Consider the following 17,216-nt stretch of genomic DNA (forward strand, 5'->3'; position numbering starts at 1 on the left):
CTTAACATTTGATTCTTGACTCTTTAACAGGTATAATTGTTATTTTTGCGCGCATCATAAATGCTAAAAATATGATTGAGAAATTTTTAAACGAGGAACAGGACCCTAAAACAGTTGAAAAGGTTTATTCACGCCTTGTTGACCTGCTTTCTTCAGGCGAAGAGGTTATCTACATTGCCGTTCAGAAAAAGCCGCTGGTAAACCTTTTTCCTGATTGTATAGCTATTACCAACAAACGTGTATTGTTTTTTACCCCGGCCAACCTTGGGCTATCTATCAAGTTTGTTGATTTTGTTTGGAAAGATATCGTTGACGTATATACCAAGGAAGAAATTATCGGTTCCATTTTCAGCGTAAAAACCACCGGTGGCGCCGAAATGGCTGTTGACTACCTGCCTAAAGTTCAGGGCCGTAAATTATACCAGTACGCCCAGGAACGTAAGGAAGTTGAGCGTGAAGCCCGCCGTCAGCGCGACCTGGAGCAAAAACGTGCCGAATCAGGTGCTATCCAGCTGGAAAACTCGCCTGCCCGTGCTTTTGTAGCACCGGCATCGCCTCAGCCGTTTTCTCAACCAAATGGCTATACAGCACCTGCTGCACCGGTAACGCCACCCGCACCAGTCGCGGCCCCTGCTCCTGTTGTACAGGAAACACCTCCGCCTGCCGCACCAAAGCCTGATGAGCTTACCGAAAAACTAAAAAAACTAAAAACCTTGTTTGATAATGGCCTTATTTCGCAGGAAGAATATAATGCCAAAAAACTTGACCTCTTGAGTGACTTATAGTCTTTTAGGGGACATCGTACCCTTATAAAAAAAGGAGGCCGTATCAATGTGATACAGCCTCCTTTTTTATCTACAGGCTGGCAACTAATCTCTAATCACCAGCCCCTAATCTTTAAAAAGAATTAAAGCGCTAAAACTTCTTTAACACGGTCTGCAGCTTCTTTCAGCAATATTGCCGAGTAAACTTTCAAACCTGAGTTATCGATCAGTTCTTTTGCTTCGGCAGCATTTGTGCCCTGTAAACGAACAATAATTGGCACCGGGATATTACCGATCTCTTTGTAAGCATCAATTACACCTTGCGCAACACGGTCGCAGCGAACAATACCACCGAAGATGTTGATCAGGATGGCTTTTACGTTAGGATCTGAAAGGATGATATTGAAACCAGCTTTTACAGTTTGCGCGTTGGCCGTACCGCCTACGTCAAGGAAGTTGGCAGGCTCGCCCCCGGCAATTTTAATGATGTCCATAGTAGCCATAGCTAAGCCGGCGCCATTAACCATACAGCCTACGTTACCATCAAGCTTAACATAGTTAAGGTTTGATTTGCTGGCTTCAACCTCGGTTGGATCTTCCTCATCGGTATCACGCATTGCAGCGTAATCCGGATGACGGTAAAGCGCGTTATCGTCAAGGTTTACCTTAGCGTCAACAGCTAAAATTTTATTATCAGAGGTTTTTAAAACCGGGTTAATTTCAAATTGCGATGAGTCGGTACCTTCATAGGCTTTATATAAAGCAGCAATGAATTTGGTCATGTCTTTAAATGCTTCGCCTTCAAGGCCAAGATTAAAGGCTATTTTACGGGTCTGGAAGCCCTGTAAACCAACTTTAGGATCAATCTCTTCTTTAAATATAAGCTCAGGGGTTGAGTGTGCAACTTCCTCAATATCCATACCGCCTTCGGTGCTGTACATAATTATGTTGCGGCCACGTGCGCGGTCAAGCAATACGCTCATGTAAAACTCTTTAGTTTCACTTTCGCCCGGATAGTAAACATCCTGTGCAACTAAAACTTTCTTAACTTTTTTACCTTCAGGACCAGTTTGTGGAGTTACCAATTGCATACCTAAAATATTGCCGGTATGTTCTTTTACCTGGTCGATGTTTTTGGCAAGCTTAACACCGCCGCCTTTACCACGGCCACCTGCGTGAATCTGTGCTTTGATCACTACCCAGCTTGAGCCCAGGTCTTCTTTCAATTTTTGGGCAGCCTCAACAGCCTGCTCAACAGTATCGGCTACAATGCCTTCCTGAACTCTAACGCCATAGCTTTTTAATATAGCTTTACCCTGATATTCGTGAATATTCATGTTTTGAAGAATTTGCGGTAAAGCTACAATTTTGTTTGAAACGGTAAACACCTTGTTTCAGTTTATTTGCCCTTATCGGGGCAAATAACATTGTATTTACAAAGGATGTAAAGTACAAGAAACTTAGGGAATTGAATATTAAGCACGCTGAGGCGCAACGCCGCAAAGAAAAAGTAGGAGAACTTGTTTTCAGTTGAGACCCTCCTTAAATCATTTCATTCAGCTCTTTATCAGAATCAGGATTTACAGGATTTTAAGATTAATAGAATGTTCGTCAAATCAGAAAAACCGGGTGTCAACATAATCAAAAATCAGCAACAGGAAAAATCGGTGAAATCATAAATCAATCGGTGTAATCCCAATAAAATAAATCCAGCTAATCCGTTAACTTTGCCAAATGCTTAAAGCTAGATCTATCCATAAATCATACGGACAGTTACAAATATTAAAGGGCGTTGACCTTGAGGTACAAAAGGGCGAAATAGTGACTATCGTTGGTGCTTCAGGTGCCGGAAAAAGCTCGTTACTTAACATATTAGGTACCCTTGACCGGCCGGATTCGGGCACTTTAACCATTAATGATATTGAACTAAACAAACTAAACAACAAACAACTAAGCGATTTCCGGAACCGGCAGATTGGCTTTATATTCCAGTTTCACCATCTACTGGCCGAGTTCAGCGCTCTTGAAAATGTTTGCATCCCGGCCTTTATAGCAGGAAAATCAAAATCTGAAGCAGAAAAAAAAGCGGCAGAGCTGCTTGACCTGCTGGGTTTGAAAGAAAGGGTACACCACAAACCTAACCAGCTATCGGGCGGTGAGCAACAACGGGTAGCTGTGGCACGTGCGTTAATCAACAATCCGGCACTTATTTTTGCCGATGAACCTTCAGGCAACCTTGATTCGGTAAACGCGCTCGAGCTTCATGAATTATTTATTAAGTTGAAGAATGATTTCAGGCAAACCTTTGTAATTGTTACTCATAATGAAGATCTTGCAAACCTGTCAGACCGTACAGTTACAATGAGAGATGGTTTAATTGTTAACGGTCAGTAGCTATATGAGCATTTTAATTACCGCCGCCACAACGGCACAAGCCTACCAGCTCAAAAACAAACTTGAAGGAAAAAATATTATTTTGGGTGATCATATGGACTTGCCCGATTTTATGGTAAAAACGGGCAAAATGATAATGTTGCCCAATCCAGCTTCGGCAAGTTATACGCATGAAATGCTAACGCTTTGCCTGGATAAGAGCATCGATTCGGTTTATTTATTAAGGCCTGATGAAACAACACTCTTACTAAACGCCGAAACCCTTTTTAATGAATACGATATAAACCTACACGTAATTGCTTAATGGACTATAAGGATATTGATAAACGTAAAACAGCTTTTATTTTTGAGTTAGATGATGTGCTTTATCCGGCAAAGGATTACTACTTTCAGGCTTATTACCTGTTTGCAAATATGCTTGAATATATTGAGCTGACAGATGCAAAAGCGGCAACCAAAGTATTAACGGGTACGTATATAGCCGAAGGGAAGGATACTGCGTTTAACCGTTTGACGGAGCAGTTCCCGGTGGCTGAACAATACCGCGATAAATTTGAGAATCTGCTTTTAACTGCCAAATTACCGCTAAAACTGCTTTTATATCAAAATATACTTACCTTGATGCAGGATATTGTGGTCGACCGCAAAAAACTGTTTATTGTAACTAACGGCAATGTTAAGGAACAGGTAAATAAAATTAAACAAACCGAATGGCACGGATTGGAAAAATATCTCCGCTGCTATTTTACGGAAGAAACCGTACCAAAACCCGAACCCGATGTGATTAACCTGCTTATTCAGGAACATGGAATCCAGCGTAAAGAAATAGTGATGATTGAAAATTCGGAAACCGACAGGCTGTGCGCTGAAGCAAGCGGTATTGACAGCATCAATGTAAAACATTTTTTATAGCATTGGCTATAACATACTTACTAACAAGGCGTTTAAATACTTAAACTCAAACTAATGAGAAAAATATTTTACTTTTTAATCCTTATCTCCATTGCTTCATTATCGGCCTGTAAAAAAAACAAACCGCTGGATAATGGCGATGATGACACCTCGGGACCGTCAAGCACCGGCACCGCGCTTGATCGTATAAGAGATTCTGTTTTTTTATATCCACAGGAAACCTATTTGTGGTACAACCAGCTTCCAACCTATAAAAACTTTCAGCCCCGTAACTATGTCAGTACTGATACTATTACCGGGTTAAGCAGCGAGGTTGACCATTTATCACAATATGCCATAAATCCGGCAAGCTCTCAACCGTACGAATATTACGATAATACCGGCACGGCTAAGTATTCGTTTATTGATGACGGCTCGGTATCGAACGAATTGAGCGGCAATGGCGGCGACTTCGGTTTTTCGGTATTCTACCCTACGCGTTCGGATCTGAGGATCAAATATGTATACCCTGGTTCACCTGCTGATAAAGTAGGTATTAAACGCGGGTATCAGATCACCAAAATAAATGGGCGTACCGACCTTGCTTACGATGACGGAGGTTCGACTACCCAATTTGTAATACAAGCCTATGCATACAGCAAAACTATCAGCATGACATTGGCCAGACCGGATAATACTACCGTTGATGTAACGCTTAATACTGCTAACTATACCATAAACCCTGTTATTACTTATAAAACACTGGACGCCGGCTCGGGCAAAAAAGCCGGTTATATGGTTTTTAATTCATTCACAGATCTGGCCAATGCCAAACCCAAAATATTAGAGGCCTTAAACAGCTTCACCGGTATTTCTGAGCTCATCATTGATTTAAGATATAACGGCGGTGGATCAGTGGAGACTGCCGAATATTTTGATAACCTTTTGGTGCCTTCTGCAAAAAACGGCAGTAAAATGTATACCGCTTATTTCAATGACAAGCTCACCAGCGATAACTATACCTTGCTAAAAAACCTCTATGACATCCCTAAGGGCTTTTTCTCGGTGAGCAACCAAACTGTGAATTTTCAAAAACAGGGTTCGCTCAATTTAAGCCGCATCTTCTTTATTGTTGGCAGCGGTACTGCCTCGGCAAGCGAGTTAACCATTAATAACCTGATTCCGGAACTGGATGTTGAATTAATCGGTTCCGTCACCTATGGTAAGCCGGTTGGTTTTTATGGTATCGATATCAATAAATACCAGTTGTATATGCCCATGTTCTCTACCAAAAACTCGGCAAACAATGGCGATTATTATACCGGTATGACACCAGGGCAAGGCATTTATAAAGGTGTTAGCGCTGTCGATGACCTGACCAAAGATTTCGGCGACCCTACAGAAGGATTATTAGCACAGGCTTTGAGCTATATCTCGACCGGTAAGTATATAACCCGTTCGGTACAGACACAAAGCCTGGCCGGTTCATCAAAAAATGTCCTTTCAGCAGATCAAAAACGTGCGATGGAACAGAGGTTCACTCGCAGCAAAGTAAAAGGTTTGATGCTTAAAACACCATCGGTGTTTAAAAAGAAGAAATAAAATTTTTCTGTATCATTTAAAGGCGGAGGGCTGAAAAGTTTTTCGCCTTTTTATTATAAAAGCTCAACGCCTTCGGCTTTAAGCATAAAGCTTTTATTTGATCGACCTTTGCCGTGTTAGTGTTGTCACCAACAACTTTATGCTATGCTAACGGCTTTAGTGATTAATAAAATCATATGGATATAGAAAGTTGTTGGTGACAACGGCGCGAGCTTTTTAGCTTTCCGCCTTAGGCTTTAAGCTCTAATCAGCCAGTTCCCTTAAATCTACAGGGACAACGCGGGAAATCCCCTGCTCAACCATGGTTACGCCGTAAATAACATCTGTACTGGCAATAGTGCGTTTATTGTGGGATACAATGATGAATTGAGAGTCTTTGGAGAAGGTACGGATAATGTTATTGAACTTATCGATATTGGTATCATCAAGCGGCGCATCAACCTCATCAAAAATACAGAAAGGTGCAGGCTTTAGTAGGTACAGCGAAAACAGTATAGCCGTTGCCGTAAGGGTTTTTTCCCCTCCTGATAGTTGGTTGATAGATAATGGTCGTTTACCTTTTGGCTTCGCGATGATATCAATATCCGATTCGAGCGGATGATCAGGATCGGTTAGAATCAGATCGCATGAGTCCTCTTCATTAAACAGTGAGCGGAATACTTTGATAAAGTTTTCGCGCACCATAATAAACGCGGTCATGAACTTATCTTTCGCGGTGTCGTCAATCTCCTGAATAGTAGCCAATAATGAGGCTTTGGCTTCGCTCAGGTCTTTCTTTTGCGCCTGGATAAAAGTATAACGTTCGTTCATTTCGTTATAGGCCTCTACCGCCATTGGGTTTATGGCCCCAAAATCATCCAGTTGTTTTTTCAGCTTTTCAGCTTTTTCCCGAAGGTCCTGTTCGCTTTCACCCTCGGGCACTTCGCTTTCGGGCAGGTCCTCAATATCTATATTAAATTCAACAGAAAGACGCTCTTTCAGCGCATTCAGGTCTATCTTTAAATTATTTCGTTCGTCGCGCAGCTCGTTCTCAATAACTTCGCTATTTTCTTTTTTACGCCTTAATGAGCTTACCTGGTTCTCATTTTCGGTTATCAGGCCGCGCCATTGATAATATTCCTGCTCGGCTTGCTGTGTAGCCTTTTCCAGGTTTTCCTTCTGCTCATACATTTCAAGCAGGTTATCATCCGAGTTATCGGCCAGCTTCAGGTTTTCCTGTATAGCAACTTTTACTTTTTCAAGCTCGCTGCTATTTTGGCGGATACGTGTTTCAAGGCTTTCCTGCTGGGTATCACGATAGTCAAGGTCTTTCATTAAACCCGATACCTTATTTTGTTGCTGATGAAAACGGATGTTTTCCTGGTTGTAGGCGTTTGACTGTACGGATACGTATTCGTTCAGTTCATTAAAAGCCATCTGCTTATCGGCCAATAAATCACTTTGAATCTGCCGCTGGGTTTTCAGCTCGGCCAGTTGCGGCTGCAAGGCAGCCATTTCATCTTTGATCCCTGCAATTTTGCGGGCGATATCTTCCTTGCGGTTAAGGCTGTTCTCAATAAAGGTCTGATACTGCTCCTGGCGGGTTTTAACAGTAATAAGTTCATTATTTAACCTGTTCAGGATCTGTTGCTGCTCATTGATCTCAGCTGCCTTGGTTGACGAACGTAAAGCAGCAAGTTTGTTCTGCAATTCATCAGATTTTGCACGGAACGTCCCTATCTGGTTCTCTACCCCACGGATCTCCTTGGCCAGGTTTTCCAGGTTTTTAGCACGACCAATCCTTTTACCCTCAAACAAACCCACCGACCCACCGGCCATGGTATGTTTTGATTTATTGAATTTACCGCTTTTACCTATCAGCACCACGCTCTGCGGCAAAGTTTCGCTGTTGATTTGCCCTTCCTTATCGTCATCAACCAAATAAACACCCTTAAGCAGGTAATTACAAAGTGGCAGGTAATGTTTATCAACCTCAATAACACTCAGCGCAGGGATAGCACCTTCCTTTTCGAAGCTGATTTGTGAGGGCGCTTCATCAGCGTAGTTGTTCAGCACAAAGAAGTTTGCGCGCCCTTTAGTCGAATTACCGAGCAGGTTGATGGCCTTCACCGCATCGTCATAGCTTTCAACTACGTAATAGTTCATGAGCGGTTCAAGGTAGTTTTCGATAGCTACACGAAACTCCTCCTTACAAAAAAGCACATCGCTAAACAGCGGTGCATTTTTGGCCCAATCGGTATTCTTTTTCAGGAACCTTATTGACTCCGGGAAACCTTCCAAACTATCAACCATGCTTTTGGTAAGGTTGTATTCGTTTTGCTTGGCATCAAGGCGGCGGCTCTCTTTTATAATGGTATCCTTAACCGAATTCAACTCGACATCGGTTTCGGCAATTTGTTCTTTTAACTTATTTTCAAACTCGACAGCCTGCTGAAATTCATCATCAAGCGTTTCCTTGCGGTATTGCAGCTCGGCAACCACCTGGTTAAAGTGCGAAAGCTCCACCTCTTTATTGGTGGTATCTTCCATATTCCGCTGGCTTTCCTGTTCTAAAGCCTGTTGCTGGATCTGTAAGATGTCCAGATCCTTTTCGGCTTTGTAAGCCTGGTTTTGCAGGCGGGTGTTGACATTGTTAAGCTCGTTTAGCTCGTTACGTGCTTCGGTTTGCTGTGCCCGTAATTCGTCAACAGCCTCCTTTAAATCAGTTACCCTGCTTTGAATAGTTTGCAGGGTTTCGTCCTCAGTAGCCTTTTCCTCGCTTAAACGCTTGATATTGTATAATACGTGGTTCAGCTGGTTTTTGTCCCGTTCTAACTCTTCAGTCAGACGCGATTCTTTATCCTGCTGAAACTTCAACTGTTCATTCTTGATCTTCTTTTCGCTTTCGTAAGCCCGGATCTTTGAAACAAATTCATTAGTAGTTTTTTGCTGAACAGAGAGGTTCTTTTCTTTGGTGATACTATCCAGCTTCTGCTGTTGCAGCGTTGCTTCCAAAGTATCAATCTGGGCTACGATATCACCTTTCTCGGCTTTGTGCTTTAGCTCCTGCTCCTCTATCTTTTTCAATGATTCGCTGAAAGCCACGATCCTGAACGAAGCCAGCATAATGCTCAATGTTTTATACTGCTCTTTGAGGCGATAGTATCGTTCAGTTTTCTTCGCCTGGCTCTCCAGCGATTTGAGGTTCTTCTCAATCTCAAATAGCAGGTCATCCACACGGGCCAGATCAGCCTCTGTCTCTTTCAGCTTGCTGAAAGTTTGCTTTTTACGAAGCTTGTATTTGGAGATGCCCGATGCTTCTTCAAACAGGTTACGGCGTGAGCCCTCCTTGTTGGTAATGATCTCATCGATCATCCGGAGCTCGATGATAGAATAGGAGTCGGAGCCGATACCCGTATCCAAAAAAAGATCGGTAATATCCTTTAAACGGCACTGTACATCGTTAAGTCGGTATTCGCTTTCGCCTGTGCGATAAAGTTTACGGGTAAGCGTTACCTGCGAATAATCGGTAGGCAGTACGTTTTTGGTATTATCAAAAGTGAGGGAAACCTCGGCAAGGTTAGCTGATTTACGGCTTTTGGTACCGTTAAAAATAACGTTATCCATTTTTTCCGAACGGAGCATCCGGGTGCTTTGCTCACCCAAAACCCAACGGATAGAATCAACAACATTTGACTTACCGCAACCGTTAGGGCCTACAATAGCGGTAACACCCTCATTAAAATTGATGGTTATTTTATCGCCGAAACTCTTGAAGCCCTTGATTTCTAAACGGGTAAGCTGCATTTAATTTATTAAGTACCTTGCAAAGTCCAAACCTCCAAAGTAATTATAAATAATTAAGTTTTTAAATATATTTTGAGGTTAAAGGTAAAAGGATAAAGGCAAAAGGTTACTGGCAGGGTTTGTATAACGTCATTGCTTTGTTCCTACCGATGACAACTCAAAAAGGGTGTCATACTGAGTTCCTCGAAGGATGGTGGGCAGGCCTCTGCACTCAACCGTTCGGTAACTCAGGGTGACAACTCCTTTTTTGCCATTTATCTTTAGCGAGCCGGACTTTTACATATTCGTAATGACAATTTATAATTTAAACCCTTATCTCCCCCTTCAAATAAGTAACCGCTTTGCCACTCATCAACACGCGGTCGCCTTTAAGCTCGCACCAAAGTTCGCCGCGGCGGGCTGAGAGCTGATAGGCATGAAGCGTATCTTTACCCAGGCGTTTTGCCCAGTACGGGATCAGGTTACAATGTGCAGATCCGGTAACCGGATCTTCAGGAATACCTGCGCCGGGCGCAAAAAAGCGGGAAACAAAATCAGAGTTTTCGCCAGGTGCGGTAGCTATGATACCCACAGTATCCATTTTTGACATGGCAAAGAAATCGGGCGTAAGCTCCCTGATATCCTGTTCAGTTTCATAAACAATAAAGTAATCGCGCGAGCGCAAAAAGGCTATAGGCTGCTTTTCGCCAAGCGCTTCGGCCAGTCCGTTCGGCGCCTCAATGGGGATTGGTGGGCGCGACGGAAAATCCATCGTATATTTATCGCCATCACGCTTTACGGCGAGCGTTCCGGCTTTTACAGTTTCAAAATGAATGGTATCACCCTCATAGCCCAGTTCCGAAAACAGGATATGTGCCGATGCCAGCGTAGCATGCCCGCAAAGGTCAATCTCATACTCCGGTGTAAACCAGCGCAATTTGTAGCCATCCCCGTTTTTCACAAAAAAAGCGGTTTCGGCAAGGTTATTTTCAATGGCTATCATTTGCATGGTAACATCGGGCAGCCATTCATTAAGCGGACAAATTGCCGCCGGGTTACCGCCAAAAAGCTTATCGGTAAATGCGTCGGCCTGGTATATAGGGATGGTCATAACAGATATGGTATTTTAGCTAATATAACGAGGTGAGCGTCAAAATGCAAAAATATGAGAACCAAGATGCGAGAATACGAGAATCATGATGCAAGACTATGAGAATCAAGATCTTTCTTATCCAGCTTCTTTATTTTTTTTGCTTCTTTATGTATCTTGATTCTTGCAATCCTGCTTCTATAATTGTTCGATCCATAAAACGGAATTACCCGAATTATATTGGTTAGGTTCGTAAAGTTTATTGCCAGGGTCTATCATCCATTTACCATCCACAATAAACTTGTACAGTTGCTTGCCTGGTTTCAGGTAAACACTTACAGTCCACTCTTTACCGTTAAAAGCGAGTGTGTAACCAAAATCATCAAAGTTATTAAAACTGCCCGCTAAATGAACGCTCTTAGCATTATTAAATCCGCTTAGCTTAAACGTATAATTTGGCTTCACCGAAATATATGAATTAACAACGCCGCCCTCCATCATATTACGAGGGTTTTTGGAGTCGGTGATCCAGTTATCATCCACAACAAACTTATAGCCATAATTGCCCGGCGGAATAATTAAGGCCGATGCCCAGCCCGTTTTGGTTTTGGTAAGCGGGATCAAGCCAAGCTCCCAATTATTGAAGCTTCCGCCTACGTACACTTTCTTTGCGCTGGTATAACCATCAAGCTTAAACACAACCGTTTCGCCAAGGTTCAGTATTGAGTTTGTATATCCATCAGCGGCCTGGATCTTATTGGGATTAGCCGGGTCGGTGATCCATTTGCCATCAACCAGGAAACGATATGCCTGTGTACCTTCGTGCAGGTAAAGCTGTTTTTGCCAGCCTTTGGGACTTTTCTCGAGGACGATATTGTTAGGGTCCCAATCATTAAAGCTCGCCGCCAGTGTTATTTTACGGGCATTGACGTATCCGTTCAGCTTAAAAGTGTAGTTATAACGAAAGTATATCGAATTATCGTCATTGTCGCTCACCAGGTTATTATAACGGTCGCTGATCCAATGGCCATCCACAATAAATTTATATTCATATTTGCCGGGTTTCAGCTTTATGTCGGCAATCCAACCGCTGTCGGTTTTGGCCATGATACCTTTAAGGGTGCTCCAGTTATTGAAGTTGCCTGATAGCAGTACCCTTTTACTTTGGGCGTAGCCGGGCAAAAAGAAACGGGTTAAACCAGATGCTAATTCATGAACAGTGACTTTAGCAAAGTTATTGATACCGAAATTAACATCAGCCGGATACCCCGGCGACTCATTATCATTGTTATCTATTTTAGTAGTTATCAGGTAAGGAGTAACTTGTGGGTTCAGGTTAAGGGCCTCAAGCGGCCTGTCGAACTCTATTACATTTCCCTGTTTTTCGGCCATTGTCCAGCCGTCTTTTTTCAGGGCGGTAAAATCGCCCTTCAAAATAGCAGCGGCATTTGCACCTTTTAACCCGGCTTTTTTGAGCAAGCTATCTACCTCCGCTTTAGTCGACCGCATATCAATGAGCAGCCTCAGGTTATCGCCGCCCATAACCAGCTTACCGCGTTTTTGCGCGCTTGCAGACAAAGCCATGCAAACCATCGCAAAAAAAACAATAACTATATAGGCCCCTCTTTTCATTACTGATTATTGTAAATGTACATTTCAAATTCTTTTTTAACAAAGTTGATAGTGAATATGCCCCTTACAAAGAAATCGTAACCCAATACACCATCTATTGTGTAACCATAAGCGTTCCCCATTTTTTCGAGATTGGTGATCAGGATCCGGTTTTTCATATACTTGCGGTCGCCCACAACCAGGTTATCAAAACGGGTATAGATCACCTCGATAGAAGTACCGCCAATCCCCATAATTTTTGAGCGGCTAACTACCTCCATATCGGGCATTAGCTTTTTTGATCTCCTGTAATCGAGCAAGCTGGTTTCTGCGGCGCTGTCAAAAGCGAACCAAAGCGAATTATCGTTAACAGTACCCTTCATTAAAATAACATCATTAAGTATGCGGAAAGGGCTTACCATAAACCGGTCATGAAATACTTTCTCAGCCGGAGGGATATTGCCGTTTTCGTCAAGCTTTTGAATATATAGTGTATTACGGAACAGATCGATTGTAATGGCAAAATCTGAAAATAACCGGGTACCCAGCAATCCCAATATTTTGATCCCTTTGCTGTTTTCGATAGAAGACAGATCGGTAACATCGGCCCTGAGCCTTGGATAATGTAGGTCAAGGATGTTAAAATTACGGATATAAGTAGTAAAAGAACTGCCGGCAACGCCGTTGATTCCTGCAGATTCCTGCTCAGCTACGTGTGGCAGATCCCTAAAATAGGTTTCATTTAAAACCAGGTACGGCGCGCCGGTATCCAGCACAAAATTACCTTCAAGGGTATCGATCTGGGCTTCAATAACAATCAGGTTACCAGCTCTTTTTATGGGGATGACCAAGGTTTTAAAATCGCCGGTTGGTGAAGGATCCGGGTTTGGTTGTACGTTTTTAAAGGTGATGCCATTAATGGTCGTTTTCCCGCTTCCCGCTGCACCCAAACAGCAGAAAGTTAAAAAAGCGAACAATAAGTAAACCCTGAACATGGTATGAAGTATATACCTGTCAGACCCTCGTTTTACACTTTAAGTTACACCTCCCGGCATTTAAATAATGTGATTAATATAGCCGTGCCTGATCAGATCATCAGGGCTGTTGATGGCTTTGGTGCTCCCGTCGGTAATTAGTACTATTCTATCGGCCACGTCAAGGATATTATAATACTGATGATCGGTAACAATGATACCTTTTACCTTAGCGCATTTACGAATGATACCCTTAAACATTTCCGCCTGCACCGGCGAAACATGAGTAAATGGCTCATCGAGCAATATAAAATCTGCCCGGCTGTAAATACACATCAGGGTTTCCAATTGCCTGAGTTCTCCGCCGGATAGCTGGCCGGGCTTTTTGTGATGATGATCCTGGTAAATTGACAATGAGGTAAATTCATCAGTAAATTGAGGGTCGATAATGGTACCAGCAAGGCTTTGGATCTTTATATTTTGCGGCAGATAATTGTGCTGGGGCAAATAAGCTACCCGACCATCGTCATAACCTTTATAAATGTGTTTATCGTCGATGCTGACGTGCTTGTAAGTTGGCTTCAGGCTACCGAAAATAACCCGCAGCAGCGATGACTTGCCACAGCCGTTGCGGCCAAGCAAGCCTACCACCTCGCCCTGGCGGCAATCGAGATAAATATCCTGTAAAATTTTGCGTCCATCAAACTCGAGGTGAACGCTGTCGGTTTTTAAAATATACTGACCCAATATTTTACCAGTTTTAAGAGTGATAGCAGTATTCCGTAGGCCATGGCATCGCACGTAAGGGCGTACAGGTATAACTTGTCGATCCCGTAACCTGCATTACGGAAGTAGAAGAAGGTTTTAGTTGAGTTGTAATTATAATACCGGAACCCGATGATTAAACCATAACTCATTATTTTAAAAATGTATGATTCTACAATATTAACCTCTCCGCGAAGCAAATAGTAGATGCAGATCATGTTGATGGTCATGCACCATAACGACATCGATTTATAAAAATACCAGGTAATTTTTATGGTGTTACGCATTCAGCTAATCATGACAGGTGAGCTAAAATAACGCAGGTTATGGCTTAAAATTTTCCCCGTAGATATTTCTATTTTATTCACCTGCAGATTCTCCTGGCGGATGGGTTCAGCGATGCAGCAACTGCAGACACAGTTTTTGATGAGCCAGCACTTACTCCATACTGATGTGTTGTTCCACCTGCAAAACGGGAAATGCTCATTTTCATGTTTACGTCCACGCTTATTTTAGCGTTGCTATGTGAGCGCGGATGCTTGAAGGGAATTGCATATTCCCCTTGCTCACAAACCTTATTCAACCCGATCCTTTAGCGCTGCTTCCCAGCCTATTATTGCGTTTTTACGAGTACTGCCCCAATGATATTGACCGATTTCGCCGGTTGATTTGATTACCCGGTGGCAAGGGATCAGGAACGCTACGGGGTTATTACCTACCGCTGTGCCGACTGCGCGATAAGCATTTTCGCTACCTGCTTTTCTGGCAAGTGAGGCATAAGTGGTCAATCCGCCGGGAGGTACTTTCAATAACGTCTCCCACACCTTGATCTGGAAATCGGTTCCTTTTAAATGCAGCTTGATCTCATCCAAACGACTCCAATCCTGGGTAAAAATAAACAAGGCGTTCTGCTGGATCCTGTCAACTAACTGGTTGAATACCGCGTTAGGAAAACTTATCTTCAGTTGCTCCAATGCCTTCTCTTCGCACTCATCAACAAAAGCCATATGGCAAATCCCCTTAGCGGTCGATGCTACAATCACCTTACCAAATGGTGTATCAGCAAACGAATAGTTGATGTGCAGCATGGCTCCGCCGTTGCGGTATTCGCCAGGGGTCATACCTTCTACCTTAATAAAAAGGTCATGCAGCCGGCCACCTCCCGAAAAACCTGTCTCCAGCGCGGTATTAAAAACATTCGCGTCTTCATGTTTCAAGATTTCCTTGGCGTGCTCCACACTCAAATATTGCAGAAATTGTTTTGGGGTTACCCCTGCCCAGTCCTTAAACATCCGCTGAAAATGGAAGGGACTTAAATTAACATGTTCCGCTACTTCATCCAGTTTAGGCTGTGCCTTAAAATTCTCCCTAAAAAAGCCAATCGCGTCGGCTATGCGGGTATAATCTATCTCTTGCTGAGTTTTCATAAAGCCTTATAATTAAATAAATCCAATTGTGTTTTTTATATTTTATAACACAAAGGTACCGGCCCTGCCTAAGCTCAACAATCCGGTTCTTGCGGAGTTTTTAAGCAATATACTCATCAATAATCTTTTTCAATACTACCGCATTATTCAATTTCGGCTCCTTTGAAGAAAACAGCAATGTCACTGTTTTATGCTGCCTGATATAATCTACTAATTCATCCAAAGCCTTTGCACCCTCAATTTCGGCACAGTATTTTTGGTTAAAGGCTTCAAATTTTTCAGGATCATGATTATACCATTTTCTTAGCTCGCTAGATGGTGCTACATCTTTAAGCCACTTGTCAATCCGTTGGTCTTCCTTTTTTATCCCCCGCGGCCAAAGGCGGTCCACCAAAACCCTAACACCATCTGCCTCGGCATAAGGCTCATAAACCCGTTTAAGTTTAATCTCCATGATATGTATTTAATAATTTCTCTTCGATGGAACCGACAGTATAAATTCCGCAAGAATCGGATTGCCCGCCAATCTTCCTAATGATAGTTTTGATACTATTCAAAATAACAAAAATGACACCAGAACAAACACTTAAAGATCGCATCAAAAATCTTGATTGGGATCAAATTAATAAAACATTACATGACAACGGTTTTGCAATTGTTAAACAGGTTTTAGGTGAACGCTACTGCGATACATTAATCAGCGAATATGACGCAGATGCTTACCGCAAAGCCGTCAACATGGAGCGCTACAGATTTGGATATGGCGAATACAAATATTATAAATACCCGCTGCCTGCAATTATAACCGATTTAAGGGAGAGTGTTTATCCGTACATCGTACCTGTCGCCAATAAATGGATGAATGAACTTGGTTTTGACAAACGATTCCCCGGCACCCATGAAGAAATGAAACAGTTAAGCCATGAAGCCGGGCAAACCAAACCCACAGCCCTGATATTGCAATACACAGAAGGCGGATTTAACACCCTGCACCAGGACCTTTACGGCGAAGTATATTTCCCCATCCAAATGGTTTTCATGCTCGACCAACATGACAGAGACTATACCGGCGGCGAATTTGTAATCACCGAGCAAATTCCACGGGCACAATCAAAAGTTAATGTACTTACTCCTGACATGGGTGATATGGTTTTATTTACCACTAACTTTAGGCCGGTAAAAGGCAGCAAAGGTTATTACAGGGTAAATATGAAACATGGAGTAAGCCCGGTTCACAGCGGTAAGCGCCATAGCCTGGGCATTATATTTCATGATGCACTTTCTTAAACACATTGATGTAATTTTAACCGATGCTGCAGAACCGCGTAAATCCATTTGGCCAACTCATTAAAACTCCCGAACGTGGCGCCTGGCTCGGTAACCGCGGCGTAATACATAATGAGTGCAAGGAGATAGTACGCCCCTTTAAAATCAAAGCATGGATAACCTGCGTTTTGGAGTTCAGGGGCCGCCATCGGGAAATCATGCAGCCCAACCGGTGGACGGAACTATTCTTCCTTGACGAAGCTACCGCATTTTCGGCCGGGCACCGCCCTTGCTTTCAATGCCGGTATAAAGACTATCAAAAGTTCAAACAGTTTTGGCTAAAAGGAAACCCGCAATATGGTTTCGATATGAAAACACCAGTATCCAAAATAGATGACATCTTACAGGCCGAGCGAATTACCGCCGATAAGTCAAAAGTTACTTATGACGAAAATATAAGGGCATTGCCAAACGGAACTTTTGTGATTCATGTGGGGCGGCCATATTTGCTTAAAGATGACGAGTTGCACTTGTGGAGCGCCGTGGGATATGAAGAAGGAATAGCATTACCCCATGTGGATAAACTGCAGGTGTTAACTCCCCGTTCTTTTGTGAATATGTTTAAAGCAGGATATGCACCGCAAATGAGTATTTAACTTATAATGCT

Annotated in this window: 16 protein-coding genes; 7 read left to right on the plus strand and 9 right to left on the minus strand. The window is 42.8% G+C overall.

The window, feature by feature from the left end:
* Nucleotides 1-71: 71 nt before the first annotated feature.
* The gene (locus ACP26M_RS14890) at nucleotides 72-785 is read left to right on the plus strand and encodes a PH domain-containing protein (RefSeq protein ID WP_090531464.1); all 714 of its coding nucleotides are present in this window, start codon (nucleotides 72-74) and stop codon (nucleotides 783-785) included.
* Nucleotides 786-907: 122 nt separating this feature from the next.
* On the opposite strand, the gene sucC is transcribed toward ACP26M_RS14890, so the two are convergent.
* Entirely contained in the window at nucleotides 908-2,101 is a 1,194-nt protein-coding gene (gene sucC, locus ACP26M_RS14895) for an ADP-forming succinate--CoA ligase subunit beta (RefSeq protein WP_090532025.1), read from the minus strand.
* 397 nt (nucleotides 2,102-2,498) lie between these two features.
* On the opposite strand from sucC, the gene ACP26M_RS14900 reads away from it, so the two are divergent.
* Genes ACP26M_RS14900 through ACP26M_RS14915 form a run of 4 tightly spaced genes read left to right on the plus strand, consistent with a single transcriptional unit; the run spans nucleotide 2,499 to nucleotide 5,651 of the window.
* Nucleotides 2,499-3,158 (plus strand): ABC transporter ATP-binding protein, encoded by a 660-nt coding sequence (locus tag ACP26M_RS14900; RefSeq protein ID WP_426580999.1) that lies wholly within the window; start codon nucleotides 2,499-2,501, stop codon nucleotides 3,156-3,158.
* A 4-nt stretch (nucleotides 3,159-3,162) separates the two neighbouring features.
* A complete protein-coding gene (locus tag ACP26M_RS14905) occupies nucleotides 3,163-3,462 on the plus strand; it encodes a hypothetical protein (protein ID WP_426581001.1) in 300 nt (99 codons plus the stop codon).
* Nucleotides 3,462-4,070, plus strand: coding sequence for an HAD family hydrolase (locus tag ACP26M_RS14910; protein ID WP_426581003.1), 609 nt, complete (start codon nucleotides 3,462-3,464; stop codon nucleotides 4,068-4,070). The genes ACP26M_RS14905 and ACP26M_RS14910 overlap by 1 nt, the downstream gene beginning before the upstream one ends.
* Before the next feature lie 54 nt (nucleotides 4,071-4,124).
* Nucleotides 4,125-5,651, plus strand: coding sequence for a S41 family peptidase (locus ACP26M_RS14915; RefSeq protein WP_426581005.1), 1,527 nt, complete (start codon nucleotides 4,125-4,127; stop codon nucleotides 5,649-5,651).
* Nucleotides 5,652-5,894: 243 nt separating this feature from the next.
* Here the strand turns inward: ACP26M_RS14915 and smc are convergent, their stop codons facing one another.
* The 8 genes from smc to ACP26M_RS14955 form a co-directional block, all read right to left on the minus strand.
* Nucleotides 5,895-9,437 carry a chromosome segregation protein SMC gene (gene smc / locus ACP26M_RS14920; RefSeq protein WP_426581007.1) on the minus strand — a complete coding sequence of 1,181 codons (3,543 nt, stop codon included), beginning with the start codon at nucleotides 9,435-9,437 and terminating at the stop codon, nucleotides 5,895-5,897.
* A gap of 304 nt (nucleotides 9,438-9,741) precedes the next feature.
* On the minus strand, nucleotides 9,742-10,527 hold the full coding sequence (locus tag ACP26M_RS14925; RefSeq protein ID WP_426581009.1) for a PhzF family phenazine biosynthesis protein: 786 nt from the start codon (nucleotides 10,525-10,527) through the stop codon (nucleotides 9,742-9,744).
* A 177-nt stretch (nucleotides 10,528-10,704) separates the two neighbouring features.
* A complete protein-coding gene (locus ACP26M_RS14930; protein ID WP_426581011.1) occupies nucleotides 10,705-12,138 on the minus strand; it encodes a hypothetical protein in 1,434 nt (477 codons plus the stop codon).
* Nucleotides 12,138-13,112 (minus strand): aspartyl protease family protein, encoded by a 975-nt coding sequence (locus ACP26M_RS14935; protein ID WP_426581013.1) that lies wholly within the window; start codon nucleotides 13,110-13,112, stop codon nucleotides 12,138-12,140. The genes ACP26M_RS14930 and ACP26M_RS14935 overlap by 1 nt, the downstream gene beginning before the upstream one ends.
* A 60-nt stretch (nucleotides 13,113-13,172) precedes the next feature.
* Nucleotides 13,173-13,838 carry an ATP-binding cassette domain-containing protein gene (locus ACP26M_RS14940; protein ID WP_426581015.1) on the minus strand — a complete coding sequence of 222 codons (666 nt, stop codon included), beginning with the start codon at nucleotides 13,836-13,838 and terminating at the stop codon, nucleotides 13,173-13,175.
* The gene (locus ACP26M_RS14945; protein ID WP_426581017.1) at nucleotides 13,820-14,143 is read right to left on the minus strand and encodes a hypothetical protein; all 324 of its coding nucleotides are present in this window, start codon (nucleotides 14,141-14,143) and stop codon (nucleotides 13,820-13,822) included. Before ACP26M_RS14945 ends, ACP26M_RS14940 begins: the two co-directional genes overlap by 19 nt.
* Nucleotides 14,144-14,431: 288 nt before the next feature.
* The gene (locus ACP26M_RS14950) at nucleotides 14,432-15,283 is read right to left on the minus strand and encodes a methylated-DNA--[protein]-cysteine S-methyltransferase (protein WP_426581019.1); all 852 of its coding nucleotides are present in this window, start codon (nucleotides 15,281-15,283) and stop codon (nucleotides 14,432-14,434) included.
* A 100-nt stretch (nucleotides 15,284-15,383) separates the two neighbouring features.
* Nucleotides 15,384-15,737, minus strand: a complete 354-nt coding sequence (locus tag ACP26M_RS14955) for a DUF488 domain-containing protein (protein ID WP_426581021.1) — start codon at nucleotides 15,735-15,737, stop codon at nucleotides 15,384-15,386.
* A 113-nt stretch (nucleotides 15,738-15,850) separates the two neighbouring features.
* On the opposite strand from ACP26M_RS14955, the gene ACP26M_RS14960 reads away from it, so the two are divergent.
* Nucleotides 15,851-16,570, plus strand: a complete 720-nt coding sequence (locus ACP26M_RS14960; protein WP_426581023.1) for a 2OG-Fe(II) oxygenase — start codon at nucleotides 15,851-15,853, stop codon at nucleotides 16,568-16,570.
* 23 nt (nucleotides 16,571-16,593) lie between these two features.
* Complete coding sequence (locus ACP26M_RS14965; RefSeq protein ID WP_426581025.1) at nucleotides 16,594-17,205, plus strand: hypothetical protein; 612 nt, start codon at nucleotides 16,594-16,596, stop codon at nucleotides 17,203-17,205.
* The last annotated feature ends 11 nt before the right edge of the window (nucleotides 17,206-17,216 follow it).

Source organism: Mucilaginibacter sp. R-33 (assembly GCF_049949235.1).
Lineage (GTDB): Bacteria > Bacteroidota > Bacteroidia > Sphingobacteriales > Sphingobacteriaceae > Mucilaginibacter.